The 13551-nt window shown below is 73.2% G+C and carries 13 protein-coding genes; 4 read left to right on the forward strand and 9 right to left on the reverse strand.

Features of this window, described 5'->3' with window-relative positions; translation table 11 throughout:
- Nucleotides 1-24 precede the first annotated feature (24 nt).
- The 7 genes from ACQPYX_RS00475 to ACQPYX_RS00505 all read right to left on the reverse strand — a co-directional run bounded on the left by ACQPYX_RS00475 (nt 25) and on the right by ACQPYX_RS00505 (nt 6749).
- Entirely contained in the window at nt 25-969 is a 945-nt protein-coding gene (locus ACQPYX_RS00475) for a glycine betaine ABC transporter substrate-binding protein (RefSeq protein ID WP_433800956.1), read from the reverse strand.
- Between the two features lie 116 nt (nt 970-1085).
- Nucleotides 1086-2105 carry a glycine betaine ABC transporter substrate-binding protein gene (locus tag ACQPYX_RS00480; protein WP_433800957.1) on the reverse strand — a complete coding sequence of 340 codons (1020 nt, stop codon included), beginning with the start codon at nt 2103-2105 and terminating at the stop codon, nt 1086-1088.
- Nucleotides 2106-2165: 60 nt separating this feature from the next.
- The gene (locus ACQPYX_RS00485; RefSeq protein WP_433800958.1) at nt 2166-2969 is read right to left on the reverse strand and encodes an ABC transporter permease; all 804 of its coding nucleotides are present in this window, start codon (nt 2967-2969) and stop codon (nt 2166-2168) included.
- A complete protein-coding gene (locus ACQPYX_RS00490; RefSeq protein ID WP_433803842.1) occupies nt 2966-4030 on the reverse strand; it encodes an ABC transporter ATP-binding protein in 1065 nt (354 codons plus the stop codon). The genes ACQPYX_RS00485 and ACQPYX_RS00490 overlap by 4 nt, the downstream gene beginning before the upstream one ends.
- Nucleotides 4031-4040: 10 nt before the next feature.
- Nucleotides 4041-4727 carry an ABC transporter permease gene (locus ACQPYX_RS00495; RefSeq protein ID WP_433800959.1) on the reverse strand — a complete coding sequence of 229 codons (687 nt, stop codon included), beginning with the start codon at nt 4725-4727 and terminating at the stop codon, nt 4041-4043.
- Complete coding sequence (locus ACQPYX_RS00500; protein WP_433800960.1) at nt 4724-5743, reverse strand: IclR family transcriptional regulator; 1020 nt, start codon at nt 5741-5743, stop codon at nt 4724-4726. The genes ACQPYX_RS00495 and ACQPYX_RS00500 overlap by 4 nt, the downstream gene beginning before the upstream one ends.
- Nucleotides 5744-6086: 343 nt before the next feature.
- Nucleotides 6087-6749, reverse strand: a complete 663-nt coding sequence (locus ACQPYX_RS00505; RefSeq protein ID WP_433800961.1) for a DUF6474 family protein — start codon at nt 6747-6749, stop codon at nt 6087-6089.
- Between the two features lie 148 nt (nt 6750-6897).
- On the opposite strand from ACQPYX_RS00505, the gene ACQPYX_RS00510 reads away from it, so the two are divergent.
- On the forward strand, nt 6898-8718 hold the full coding sequence (locus ACQPYX_RS00510; protein WP_433800962.1) for a TM0106 family RecB-like putative nuclease: 1821 nt from the start codon (nt 6898-6900) through the stop codon (nt 8716-8718).
- Here ACQPYX_RS00510 and ACQPYX_RS00515 read toward each other — a convergent pair.
- Together ACQPYX_RS00515 and ACQPYX_RS00520 are read right to left on the reverse strand one after the other, a co-directional pair.
- Complete coding sequence (locus ACQPYX_RS00515) at nt 8678-9436, reverse strand: SDR family NAD(P)-dependent oxidoreductase (RefSeq protein WP_433800963.1); 759 nt, start codon at nt 9434-9436, stop codon at nt 8678-8680. The genes ACQPYX_RS00510 and ACQPYX_RS00515 overlap by 41 nt on opposite strands.
- Before the next feature lie 147 nt (nt 9437-9583).
- A complete protein-coding gene (locus tag ACQPYX_RS00520) occupies nt 9584-10882 on the reverse strand; it encodes a class I SAM-dependent methyltransferase (RefSeq protein ID WP_433800964.1) in 1299 nt (432 codons plus the stop codon).
- A gap of 223 nt (nt 10883-11105) precedes the next feature.
- Between ACQPYX_RS00520 and ACQPYX_RS00525 the strand changes: the two genes are divergently transcribed.
- From ACQPYX_RS00525 to msrA, 3 genes are read left to right on the forward strand one after another with little or no spacing between them, the layout of a single operon-like run.
- Nucleotides 11106-12047 carry a hypothetical protein gene (locus ACQPYX_RS00525; protein ID WP_433800965.1) on the forward strand — a complete coding sequence of 314 codons (942 nt, stop codon included), beginning with the start codon at nt 11106-11108 and terminating at the stop codon, nt 12045-12047.
- 16 nt (nt 12048-12063) lie between these two features.
- On the forward strand, nt 12064-12855 hold the full coding sequence (locus ACQPYX_RS00530) for a PIG-L family deacetylase (RefSeq protein WP_433800966.1): 792 nt from the start codon (nt 12064-12066) through the stop codon (nt 12853-12855).
- 19 nt (nt 12856-12874) lie between these two features.
- Entirely contained in the window at nt 12875-13540 is a 666-nt protein-coding gene (msrA, locus tag ACQPYX_RS00535; protein WP_433800967.1) for a peptide-methionine (S)-S-oxide reductase MsrA, read from the forward strand.
- Nucleotides 13541-13551: the final 11 nt, after the last annotated feature.

A 13551-nucleotide genomic window follows, 5' to 3' on the forward strand; every position in this document is an offset into this window, starting at 1 on the left:
CGCATCATCGCAACCGCGTCCGGGTCAGCCGATGAGCCCCTGCTCGCGCAGGAACGTGCGTGCGACGTCGTCGGGGGAGCGCTTGCCGACCGAGATGCGCGCGTTCAGCTCGCGCATCACCTGGTCGGTGAGCATCGGCGCGAGCCGTTCGCCGAGCAGGGCCAGGCGGGGGGCGCGGGTGAGGACGTCGGTCCGCACGGTGAGCGCGGCCTGGTAGGGCAGGAAGTAGTCGCGGTCGTCGGCCAGCGTGTTGATCCGCAGGGTGTTGAGGCGCCCGTCGGTGGCGAAGACCTCGCCGAACACGCAGGGCTGCCCGGCGGCGACGGCGGGATAGACGGCGTTGATCTCGACGGTGTTCAGGCCGCCGTCGGGGAACTGGAAGTCGTACGCGCGCAGCAGCCCGACGAGGCCGTCCTCGCGGCCGGTGAACTCCTGGTCGATGCACAGGGTCGCGTCGGGGGACCCGGACCGGGCCAGCTGCGCGAGGTCGGAGATCGTCCGCACCCCCAGGCGCTGCGCGTTCGCCGAGGTGACGCCGATGGCGTAGGTGTTGTCGAAGGGCGCCTGCCGCAGCCAGCTCACGCCGTTGGCGGCGTCGGCGACCTGGACGGCCTCGTAGAGATCGCGCGGGTCGGTGAGCTGGGCCTCCTGGCGCAGGTAGGTCCGCCAGGCGGTGCCGGTGTACTCCCAGTACATGTCGATCGCGCCGGTGGTCAGCGCCGACCGGACGTTCTCCGAGCCCTTGGTGTCGCAGCGCTCGACGACGGTGGCGCCGGCGGACTGCAGCAGGGCGATGGTCATGCGGCAGAGCAGGAGCTGCTCGTCGAACTCCTTGGAGCCGACGACGTAGGTCTGGCCGGTGAGGTCGACGTCCCGGGCGAAGCTGCCCGGCGGGGTCACCCGGCCCGGCGCGGAGGCGCAGCCGGCGAGCAGGGCCGAGGCCAGCAGTGCGACCAGCACGACCAGCACGCCTCGGTGCATCGACCCGCCCCCCGGCCTCTCGATGACGGACACGACAGCGACGACTGCGACGACGGCGGGGAGGCCCGGCGCACCGGACCTCCCCGCCCTCGATCACACGGCCCCTACGACTGGCCGATCAGACCCTGCTGCTGGAGCCAGGTCCGAGCCACCTGCGTGGGGTCCTGCCCCTGCGAGGAGATCTGACCGTTCAGGCTCAGCATCGTGTTGTAGTCCAGGCGCTTGGCGATCTCGTTCGAGACCTGGACGACGCCCGGCGCCCGCGCCACCACGTCACCGCGGATGGTGTTGGACGCGTTGTAGATCGGGAAGAAGTTCTTGTCGTCGGGCAGCGCGACCAGGTTCAGACCCGGGATGCGGCCGTCGGTGGTGAACACCTCGCCGAACTTGCAGGGGTTGCCGTTGGCGGTCGCCTGGTAGACGACGCCGGTGTCGAGCGTGGTGACGGCCGGCGGCGCGTTGTACGGCTTGGTGACACCGTAGGTGCGCAGCAGGTTCGGGAGGCCGTCGTCACGGCCGGCGAACTCGGGCTCCACGCAAAGCGTGGCGTTCGGGTTGCCGGAGTTGATGAAGTTGGCCCAGTCCGTCGTCGTGCGGATGTTGTTCTGGTCCGCGAACGCCTTCGTGGTGGCGATGGCGTACGTGTTGTTGAACGGGGTCGGCTCCGTCCAGATGATGTTGTTCTGCTGCTTGTCGAGGTTGGCCGTCGCCTCGTACTGCTGACGCGAGTCCTTGATGACCTGCGACTGCTTGAGGTCGGTGATCCAGCCGGTGCCCGTGTACGACCAGTACATGTCGATCTGGCCGCTGGTCAGCGCGGCGCGCGTGGCCGCCGAGCCCTGGATGCCACAACGGTTGTTGACGGTGGCACCGACCGACTGCAGCGCGAGGACCTGCGCCTGGCACAGGAAGAGCTGCTCGTCGAAGTCCTTGCCGCCGACCGTGAGGGTCTGGCCCTGCAGGTTGATGCCGCTGGCCGAGAGGCTGCCACCGGTCGCGGCCGGCTGACCGCTTCCGGACAGACCGCCGCAGCCCGCGGCGAGGAGGGCGGTGGCGGCCAGCGTCACCGCGCCGGCCCGCCATCCGCGCAGGCGGCCCGTGCCGCCCCGAAGCTTCCACTGCACTGGACGTGTCTCCTTCACTCGATGACTGATCGTTGACGTTCGGATCGTGCTGTCCGGCCGTTAGCCGGACCGGGCGACGATGGCTCGCTCGGCGACACCGGCCAGCCAGTCGACGAGGAGAGCGACCGCGGCGATGATCGCGCCGCTGACGAACAGCAGGTTGATGCGGTTGAGCCGCAGCGCCTGCTGCACGAGCTCGCCCAGACCGCCGGCGCCGATGTAGGTGGCCAGGGTGGCCGTGCCGACGTTCAGGACGAGCGCCACCCGCAGACCGGCCACGATGACCGGGACCGCGAGGGGGATCTCGACGCTGAAGAGGGTCTGGCGCGCGGACATCCCCATGCCGCGGGCCGCCTCGATCAGCGACTGGTCGACCTGCTGGAGGCCGACCACGGTGTTGCGCAGCACCGGGAGCAGTGCCGCGAGGGTGAGGCCGATGACCGCACTGCGGACGCCGAACTCCCAGAACCCGAGCAGCAGCAGGACGCCGAACGGCGGCAGCGCCTGGGCGAAGCCGCCCAGCGCGAGCACCGCGCCCTGCACCCTCCGCGCGCTCGGCCGGCTCAGCAGGATGCCGAGCGGCACGGCGATGATCAGCACGAGCACGGTCGAGTAGACCGTCAGCAGCAGGTGCTGGCCGAGCTGACCGAACACGTTGGCCGGCTCGAGAGCCCGCTCCTCGATCGTGTCCAGGGTCTGGCTGCCGACGTAGGCGACCATGACGATCAGGCCGATGATGACGATGATCGGCGCGACCAGCAGGTCGTAGTTCGCCTTGATCACGCCGAGGAAGCCGCGCGACTCCCCCTCGGTGCGCTGCTGGGCCGGGGTGGGGACGCCCGGCTGCAGGTCGACCGCCGTCACGCGCCACGCTCCCGCGTCTTGAGGCCCGCCACGAGGTCGTTCCAGTGCAGGACGCCCTTGGGCAGGCCCTCCTCGTCGACGACCGCGACCAGGTGGGTCGAGCCGTCGAGCATGACGTCGACCGCGTCGTAGACCGTGCCCGAGAGCGGCACCGTCACGAGGGTCGTCCCCGCGGCGTCCCGGTCGGGCAGGTGCCGCCAGGACACCGGACGACCCGCACCGTCGACCTCCGCGACCGGGGTGCCGTTGCGGTTGCCGACGGCCTTCTCCTCGGTCTCGATCGGGTGCAGCTCGAGGCGGGAGAGCTCCAGCAGGGACAGGCGCCGCACGGCCGCGCCGCCACCGACGAAGTCGGACACGAAGTCGTCCGCCGGGTTGGTGAGCACGGTGTCGGGGCTGTCGTACTGCGCCAGGCGACCACCGGTGCCGAACACGGCGATCCGGTCGCCGAGCTTCACGGCCTCCTGCAGGTCGTGCGTGACGAAGCAGATCGTCTTGCCGACCGTGCGCTGGATCTCGAGGAACTCGTCCTGGAGGCGGTCACGGGTGATCGGGTCGATCGCGCCGAACGGCTCGTCCATGAGCATCACGGGCGGGTCCGCGGCGAGGGCGCGGGCGACGCCGACACGCTGCTGCTGGCCGCCGGAGAGCTGCCGCGGGTAACGGTCGCGGTAGGTCGACGGCTCCAGGCCCACGAGGTGGAGCAGTTCGTCGGCCCGCTCCTTGATCCGGTTCTTGTCCCAGCCGAGCATCTTCGGGACGACGCCGATGTTGTCGGCGATCGAGTAGTGCGGGAAGAGCCCGCCCTGCTGGATGACGTAGCCGATCTTGCGGCGCAGCTGGTCGCCGTTGACGTCGGTGACGTCGTCGCCGTCGAGGATGATCCGGCCCGAGGTGGGCTCGATCAGCCGGTTCATCATCTTCAGGGTCGTCGTCTTGCCGCAGCCCGAGGGGCCGATGAGCATGACGATCTCGCCGCGCGGGATCGTCATGTCGAGGCGCTCGACGGCCGGGGAGGTGGAGCCCGGGTAGACCTTCTCCACGGCTTCCAGGACGATCATGTTCTCGGTCTCAGACACGGATCCCCCTCGGGATGGTCAGGCGCTGCACGATGGCGAAGAAGATCTCGAAGACCGCGGCCACCACGAGGCACATGAACGTGCCGATGAGGACCTGCGGGAAGGCGTTCGCCGCGCCGATGCGGGTGATGCCGGTGAGGAGCAGCTGGCCGAGGCCCGGCCCCTGCACGATGGACGCGACTACGGCGATCGAGATCGAGATCAGCGTGGTGACGCGGATGCCGTTGAGGATGACCGGCCAGGCCAGCGGCAGCTGGATCGTCAGGAGCCGGCGGACGCGGCCGTAGCCGAGTCCGCGGGCGGACTCGAGGATCGCGCGGTCCACCGAGCGCAGGCCCGCCACGGTGTTCCGCAGGACCGTGTAGAGCGTGTACACGGTCAGCACGAGGATGGCGGTGGTGACGCCCAGCCCGGTGATGGGCAGGAAGAGCACGAACAGCGCCAGGGACGGGATCGTCAGGACGGCCGCGGTGATGAGCAGCGAGCCCTCACGGATGCCGGTGGCCCACCAGTCGAAGCTGAACCGGGTGGGGTTCGGCTCGCCGGTGGAGACGATCAGACCGAGGGCGATGCTGATCACGGAGCCGATGACGACGCAGTAGAGCACGAAGAGGAAATGCGCCTGGGTCAGGAACAGGATCTGCTGGCTGTTCGCCGAGAAGTACTGGAAGACGTTCACGACACTCCTTCCTTTCTGGTCGGAGGAACGGGCTGGGCGGTCGGGGGGCGGCGCTGCCGGGGTGGTCGGGGAGGACCCGTCGCCGGGGGCGGCAACGAGGCGCCGAGGGCGCGGGAGAGATCGGCGGCGGCCCGCAGCACGCCCGCGCTCACCTCGGGCAGCACCGGGTCGATCCGCGAGTCCGGCCCGGCCACGCCGACCGCGGCCACGACCCCGCCGGCGGCGTCGCGCACCGGGGCGCCCACGGCGAGCAGCCCGCGGTCCATCTCGTGGCGGGCGAGCGAGTACCCGCGCTCGCGGTCCTCGCCGATCCGCGCGACGAGCTCGTCCAGCGACCGCGGTGCGCCGGGACCGGCCTGCGCGAGGCCCTCGGGGACGATCAGACGGGCGACGGCCGGGGTGTCGAGGTCGAACAGCAGGGCGCGGCCGGTGGCGGTGCAGGACAGGGGCACGATCCGGCCGACCCAGCCGATGGCGCGCAGCTCGCTGTCCGGGGCGGCGGTGGCGACCGTCATCGACGAGCCGCCGCTGCGCACACAGACCTCGACGCGCTCACCGAGCAGGGCGGCCTCGCGCTCGACGAGGGCGTCGGCCTCGTCGCGCAACCGGCGGCTCACCGCGCGCACCCCCAGGGAGAACAACCGGGTGCCGATGCGGTAGCGCAGCGTGCCGGCCTCGCGCTCGACGAAGCCCGCGTCGGCGAGCAGGCGGAGCAGCCGGGAGATCTGCGACTTGTCCCGGCCGAGGGTGCGGGCGATCTCGACGACGCCGAAGGAGGTCGGCACGTCCGCGCCGCCGACCGGGCCCCCGAGGCCGCGCGACTCCGGGTCGCCGAGCAGCTCGAGGATCGCGAGCGCACGGTGCACCTGGCCGCCCTCGAGGCCGCCGCGGGCGGGCCGCTCGTCGTCGGAGGGGTCGGCGGAGTCGGTGCCGTCGGTCCGGTCGGGGTCCGCGGCGGTCACGGTCGGGCCGGTCGAGGTGGGGCCGGACGGACGGCGCGGGGCTCGCGGGCTCACTCTGGGTCCCCCTCTCGGCTCCCCTGACGCCGGGAGCGCGAGGGACAACGGTCGTTGTCTGTCTGGCAACGACCGCCGAGAGATTAAGGGGACAGCCATCGGGTTGTCACCCGGAAGTTGGTTCTTTCTAGTTGATTGGTCACGCCGACAACGGAGCAACCTGGTCACGCACGGTCGACAACGTTGCGACGTCGGCGCGAACGTGCCTGGTCAGGGCCGTGACGCCCCGTCAGGGTGAACGGTCCGAGGCCGGATCGTGACGTGCCGTGATCTGTTGAGATCCACCCGGCTGGGCGGTGTCCGGGAGCGGGCCGTTGCAGGTTCTGCCGACCCGCCGGGTGCCTCAGCGCTCGCCGGTGGGGAGCTGCGCGGTCCGGTCGAGGCCCCACAGTTCGAGCAGGCGCGCCTCGAGCCGATCGAGTTCCTCGGACACGGCGACGTGGGCGCGGCGCCGTCGGGCGGTCGGCATCTGCTCCGCGGAGCGGACCGCCGCCTCGAGGTCGGAGAGCCGGTCGCGGGCGTCGCGGGCGAAGGCGCGGACGTCCGCGTCGCCCTCGCGGCGCCGCTCGATCTCGCGCACGGAGGTGGCGAGGTTGTGCGCGCGGGCGTAGAGCCCGGTGCCGCGGCCGGAGAACGACGACAGCTCGTCGGGGGCCACCCCGAAGCGGCGGGCCCGCTGCTCGTCGATGCGGGACCGCGCGGCGCCGACGGCCTGGTAGACCAGCGGCGCGGCGATCGGCACGACGATGCGCGCGATGCCGATCCAGCGCTTCACCGTGGCCCCGGTGAGGTGGGTGTCCTCGGGGGTCTCCTGGGCGCGGCGTGCCTCCACCTCGGCCACCTCGGCGCGCTTCTCCGCGGCCTTCTGGTCCGCCTTCGCGGCGCGACCGGCCTGCTTCTCGGCCTTCGCGGCGTGCTTCGCGGCCCTGCGGGACCAGATGACCACGCCGTCGTCGGCGCCGCTGTCGCCGCCGAGCCGGACCGTGTGACTGGTGCGCCGTGCCATCGGGTTCCTCCCCGCCGTGGCCCCGGGCGGGCCCGGGACGATCTCCTCGGGGGGACGGTTCCCCACCCGGGGCCGGACCCTAACGGTGGTGCCCCCACCGTGGGCGGTGACACGGAGACCGTCGGGGGTCCGTGGCACCCTGACGGCCATGAGCAGCAGCATTCCCGACGACGGGTCGGTGCCGGCTCCGGGCGCGGTGCTGCTCGACGCCGCGGTCACCACGCGGTGCCGCCGGCGGGTGCACCTGGAGCACGATCCGGCCGCCGGCCGCGCGATGGGGGCCACCGGGGTGGAGGGCGCGGGCCAGATCGTGCTGCCCGAGCCCGACCCCGGGGTGGAGATGCGGGTCGCGGACGCCGCGGAGCACCGCGCCCAGCTCGCCGCGCGCTTCGCCGCCGAGCTCGGGGACGGCTACCGCCGCGTGCCCGACGGTCGGCGCTCCGAGCGGGTGGAGGCCACCCGCGCCCTGCTCGCCGAGCCCGGGGTGCTGGCGGTCGGGGCCGCCGAGCTCCCGCCGGGCGAGGGTCGCCGCGGGCACGCCGAGCTGCTCGTCCGCGCCGGGGGCGACGACGCCGGGTGGTATCCGGTGATCGTCGTGCGCCACCGCGTCACCGACCCGGGCGCCGGCGCGCTCACCTCCCCGCTGGGCCGGCCGCACCCGTCGTCGTTGACGGTCGACCCCGACCGCAAGGTCCGCGCCGTGTCCCGGGACCTCCTGCGGCTCGCCCACCTGCACCGGATGCTCGCCGCCGCCGGCCTGGGGGCGCGCCGGGCCTGGGGTGGCGTGGTGGGGCTGGACGCCGACTGCGTGGTGTGGATCGACCTCGCGGCCGGGCCCGGGCAGGAGGCGGGCCGCAGCCCCCTCGACACCTACGACCGGCGCTTCGCCGACCGACTGGCCGTGGCCGCCGCCGCCCGGTCCGGCGGTCCGGCGCTCGCCGAGCCGTCCCGCATCACCGAGTGCCGGCGCTGCCCGTGGTGGCCGGTGTGCGAGTCCGAGCTGCGCCGCGCCGACGACGTGAGCCTCGTCGTCCGCGGGGAGGACGCGCTCCGGCTGCGCGGCCGCGGGATCACCACGGTGCGCGGTCTGGCGGCGCTCGACCCGCGGCAGGGGCTGCCCGCGCCCGTCGGGGACGGCGACGAGCCGGTGGGCGGCGAGCTGACGGCCGACCTGCGCGAGGCGGTGGCCCTGGCCCGTGCCTGGCGGGCGGACGTGCCGCTGGTGCGGCGGGTGCACCGGCCGGAGGTCCCGCGGGGCGCCGTCGAGGTGGACGTGGACATGGAGAGCCTGGGAGAGGACGGCGCCTACCTGTGGGGCGTCCTGCTCTCCGGGGTCGACGTCGGGCTCGATCACGGCTACCGCGGCTTCGCCACGTGGGACCCGGTGCCCACGCGGGACGAGGCGCGCTCGTTCGCGGCGTTCTGGGCCTGGTTGACCGACGTGCGGCGGCGGGCGGCCGAGCGGGGCCTGTCGTTCCGCTCCTACTGCTACAACGAGCAGGCCGAGAACCGCTGGCTGCGCGGGTCGGTGGAGCGCTTCGCGGGCGAGCCGGGCATCCCCGCGGCGGCCGAGGTCGAGGCGTTCATCGCCTCCGACGAGTGGATCGACCTGTTCCCGGCCGTGAGCACCTCGTTCCTGTGTCCGCACGGCAAGGGGCTCAAGCGGGTGGCGCCGTCGGCGGGGTTCGGGTGGCGGGACCCGGAGGCCGGCGGCGAGAACTCGATGCGCTGGTACCGGCGGGCGGTGGGTCTCGACGGCGAGCCGCCGGAGCCCGCGATGCGCGACCGGCTGCTGATCTACAACGAGGACGACGTCCGGGCCACCCACGCCCTGCGGACGTGGATGACCTCGGACGCGGTGCTGGCGGTCCCGCACCTCGACGACCTGCGGCCCGACCCCGGGGAGCCGGGAGCGCCGGCCGAGCGGGTCAGCGCGGCTGCATGCGCAGCGCCCCGTCCATGCGGATGACCTCGCCGTTGAGGTAGTCGTGCCCGACGATCATGCCGACGAGCGCCGCGTACTCCGTCGGGTCGCCGAGCCGCTGCGGGAACGGCACACCCTTCGCCAGGTCCGCGCGGAAGGACTCCTCGACGCCCGCGAGCATCGGGGTGTCGACGATGCCGGGGGCGATCGTCATGACCCGGATGCCGTACTGGGCGAGGTCACGGGCGGCCGGCACCGTCATGCCGACGACGCCGCCCTTCGACGCCGCGTAGGCGATCTGGCCGATCTGGCCCTCGAAGGCGGCGATCGAGGCGGTGTTGACGACGACGCCGCGCGCGTTGTGCTCGAGCGGCTCGGTCTGCGCGATGGCGGCCGAGGCGAGGCGCATCACGTTGAAGGTGCCGATCAGGTTGACGCCGACGACCGTGGAGAACACCCCGAGGTCGTGCGGGCCCTTCTTCGACAGCACCCGACCGGCGGTGCCGATGCCGGCGCAGTTCACCACGACGCGCAGCGGCAGGCCGGTGCCGACGGCCGCGTCGACGGCGGCCTGGACCTGGTCGCCGTCGGTGACGTCGGCCGGGATGTAGTCGACGCGCTCCAGCTTCTCGGCGCGGTCGATCGCCTGCGGCAGGTCGATCGCGATGACGTGGGCGCCGTCGGCGGCCAGTCGCCGGACGGTCGCCCCGCCCAGACCGGACGCCCCTCCGGTGACGATGGCGGCGACGTCGGTTACGTCCATGTGGGTGCACTCCTCGGCAGGTGGTCCGGTGGCTCGGGTGGCCCCGCTCGGGCGGAGGCTATCCCCTCGACGGTCAGGGCTGACCGTTACGGGTCGGGGTCACACCCGACCGGAGCCGCACCCCCTATCGGCGTGCTCGCTCCGATGTCAGGAGTTACGCGTGATGCCGAACTGCCAGTCGTCGAGGTAGCTCGACGCGAAGCCGGCCTCGCAGTACGCGAGGTAGAAGTCCCACATCCGCACGAACGTCTCGTCGAAGCCCAGGCCCCGCACCTGCTGCTCGCGCTCGAGGAAGGTGTCCCGCCAGCGGTGCAGCGTCTCGGCGTAGTCGAGGCCGATCGAGCGCCGGTCGTCGACGTGCAGCGAGGTGTGGCGGGCGAGGGTCTGCTCGATCGCCTCGACGCTGGGGATGATCCCGCCCGGGAAGATGTACTTGTGGATCCAGGTGTACGACGACTTCGTCGCCTGGAGCCGGTGGTGCGGCATGGTGATGGCCTGCAGACCGAAGCGGCCGCCGGGGGCGAGCAGCCGGTCGATCGTGCGGAAGTACTCCGGCCAGTAGCGCTCGCCGACCGCCTCGATCATCTCGATCGAGATGGCCGCGTCGTACTCGCCGCGGGCGTCGCGGTAGTCGCGGATGTCGATCGTGATCCGGTCCGAGACGCCCGCCGCCTCGGCGCGGGCGCGGGCCAGCTCGGCCTGCTCGACCGAGAGCGTCAGCGTGGTGACGCGGGCGCCCCGTTGCGCGGCGCGGATGGCGGCCTCGCCCCAACCGGTGCCGATCTCGATGACGCGGGACCCGTCGCGGACTCCGGCGAGGTCGAGGATGCCGTCGACCTTGCGGTGCTGGGCCGCGGTGAGCGACTCGACGTGCTGCCCGTCGGGGCCCACGGACCCGTCGAACCAGGCGGCGGAGTACATCATCGACTCGTCGAGGAACAGCTGGAACAGGTCGTTCGACAGGTCGTAGTGCCGGTGCACGTTCTCCTGGGAGACCGCGGCGTCGGCGGCGCGCTCCTCCCGCGGCTGCCCGCGGTCGTAGAGCCGGCGCAGGTTGCGGACCGGCTTCGGGACCAGCGACTCGATGTGCTCGGTGAAGCACCGCATGACGCCGACGAGGTCGTCGGAGTCCCAGTCGCCGACCATCCAGCCCTCGCCGAGACCGATGAGCCCCTCGGTGCCGAGCCGGGTGAAGAACGCCTCCGGCCGGATGACGCGCATCGCGGGGCTCGTCGCGTCGCCCGCACCCTCGCTCGACCCGTCGGGCCAGTTGAGCCGCATCGGCATGCGGCGCACGGCCGCGCGCAGGAGCGAGCGGGCGATGACCATCCGCAGCCGGTTCTCACCGGGGTCCTGCAGCCCCGGCCAGAGGCCCTCCGCGGGGCGCGGCACGACGCGCTCGGCGCGCAGCGGGGTCCGGTCGGGCACGGGCACGGTGGACGACACGGCGGTGGTCCTCTCGACGCTGGGGTGTCAACGGGCGACGGGACTTCCGTCGGCAGCACCTTCGTCGCCGACGGCCCGATCGTTCGGCCGCGTGTGGTGGTGATCTCGCGCCGTTCGGTCGGGAGCTGCGCGATCGTGCCCCCGACGATCACGGCGGCGCCGACCGGGGTTTTCGTCGGATACCGTGCGCGCGTCGGCGGATCTCGGGGAGGGTGGCCGGGCAGTGGACGCCAGCGAGGAGCTGCAGCGGCTCGACGCCGACCTCGCCGCGGGGCGCGTGGACGCGACCTCCTACCGGCGTCGGCGCGACGAGCTGGTCGCGCGGCGCCGCGAGCAGGAGGCGCAGGCCCGGGCCGCCGCGAGTGCGACGAACGTCACGGTTGCCGAGTCGCCCGCCGAGCCCGTCGAGCCCGTCGAGCCTGCCGTGGACCCGCTGCCGCTGGTGCCGCCCGAGCCGGACCCGCTGCCGGTGGTGCCGGCCGAGCCGGTGTCTGACGAGGGGCGCCCACGGCCTGCTGATCCGGCCGAGGATGACGTCCGGTCGGAGGGTGCGCCGACGCCGGACCCGTCGCCCGCGGCCGTGGACCCGTTGCCGGTGGTCCCGGACCCGCTGCCGGTCGCGCCGCCCGCGTCGGCTCCCGGCGAGGGGCACCCACGGCTCGCCCGTCCGACCGAGGGTGCCCTCCGGTCAGCGGCCGCTCCGGCGCCCGCACCGGCCCCGGCACCCGCACCGCCCCCGCAGACCCCGTCGCCCGACCCGTTCCCGCCGCCCTTCCGGTGGGGCCCCGCACCGGCGACCCCGGACGCGGAGGTCACCCAGGTGGTGCCGGACGACGGCGAGCACACGCAGGTCGTGCCGCCCTCGACGTTCCGGCCCCCGTCGTTCGCGCCGCCGCCGTCCCGGCCGCCGTCGTCCGCGCCGCCCGAACGCACGCAGGTGGTGCCCGGACACCTGGCGGGCCGTCGACCGTCGGCCCCGGTCCCGGCCGCCTGGACCACGCCGCCGTGGGTGGACCGCCCGGCCGACCGGCCGGACCCGTCGTCGGGGATCGCCGGCTCGGACGTGTTCTACGGGAAGCGGCGCGACCTGACGTCGACGCTGGGCACCGTGGCCGTGGTGGTCGTCGTGATCCTGATCCTGGTGCTGTCGTTCACGCTGGGCTGACCTACGCTCCGCCCTCGTGGCGACGCTGGTGACCTTCCACGCCCATCCCGACGACGAGTGCATCTCGTGCGGTGGCGTCATGCGCGCCGCCGCCGACGCGGGGCACCGCGTGGTCCTGGTCATCGCGACCGGGGGCGAGCACGGCGAGATCGTGCAGGACGTCCTGGAGCCCGGCGAGACACTGGGACACCGCCGGCACGCCGAGACGCTGGAGTCCGCGCGCATCCTCGGCGCGGCCCGGACGGAGTTCCTGGGCTACGTCGACTCCGGGATGGTCGGGACCGAGACGAACACCGCCGAGGGTGCCTTCGCCGCCGCGGACGTCGAGGAGGCCGCGCAGAAGCTCGCGGCGATCCTGCGCGAGGAGGACGCCGAGGTCCTGACCCACTACGACGACCACGGCGGCTACGGGCACCCCGACCACATCCAGGTGCACCACGTCGGCCTGCGCGCCGCGGAGCTCGCGGGCACGCCACGCGTCTACCAGGCGACCATGAACCGCGACGAGATGCGCCGGCTCATGGCGATGGCCGCCCAGATGGGCATGGGCGACGGCGAGGGGCCCGACGAGCGCGAGATGGAGGCGATGGGCACCCCGGAGTCCGAGCTGACCACGCGCGTCGACGTGACCCCGTGGCTCGCGGCCAAGCGCGACGCCATGCGGGCGCACGCGAGCCAGATCGCGCCCGACTCGTTCTTCCTCGCCCTGCCCGACGAGGCCTTCGCCGCCGCCTTCGGCGCCGAGTGGTTCCTGCGGGTCGGCGAGCCCGCGGGCGGCCCCTTCGAGACGGGCCTGTTCGGCACCTGATCCGCGTAGCCTCGCGCCCATGAGCTGGTTCGGTCGTGACAAGCGCGAGATGGTCGACCCCGCCGACGCCCTGCCCGGGCGTCGGGCGCCGCTGCCCACCCTCGAGCGCAGCCTGGTCACCGGCCGGCCGCTGAAGCCGCCGTTCCCCGAGGGGCTGCAGACCGCGGTGTTCGGCATGGGCTGCTTCTGGGGCGCCGAGCGGCTGTTCTGGCAGCAGCCGGGCGTGTGGGTCACGGCCGTCGGCTACTCCGGCGGCTACACGCCGAACCCGACCTACGAGGAGACCTGCACCAACCGCACCGGTCACGCCGAGGTGGTGCTCGTCGTGTTCGACCCCGCCGTGATCACCTACGAGCAGCTCTGCCGGCTGTTCTGGGAGGAGCACGACCCCACGCAGCGCATGCGTCAGGGCAACGACGTGGGCACCACCTACCGCTCCGCGATCTACTACGCCGACGACGCGCAGCGGGCCATCGCCGAGTCGACGCGCGAGTTCTTCCAGCAGGCGCTGACCGCCGCGGGCCGGGGCGAGATCACCACCGAGATCGCCCCGCTCGGCGCGTTCTACTACGCCGAGGACTACCACCAGCAGTACCTGCACCGGATCCCGAACGGCTACTGCTCGATGACCGGGACCGGGGTCTCGTGTCCGACCGGGTTGGGCGTGACGGCCGAGCAGCCCTAGTCTCCCCGGCC

The sequence above is a fragment of the Actinomycetospora sp. CA-084318 genome (assembly GCF_050955885.1).
Taxonomy (GTDB): Bacteria; Actinomycetota; Actinomycetes; order Mycobacteriales; family Pseudonocardiaceae; genus Actinomycetospora.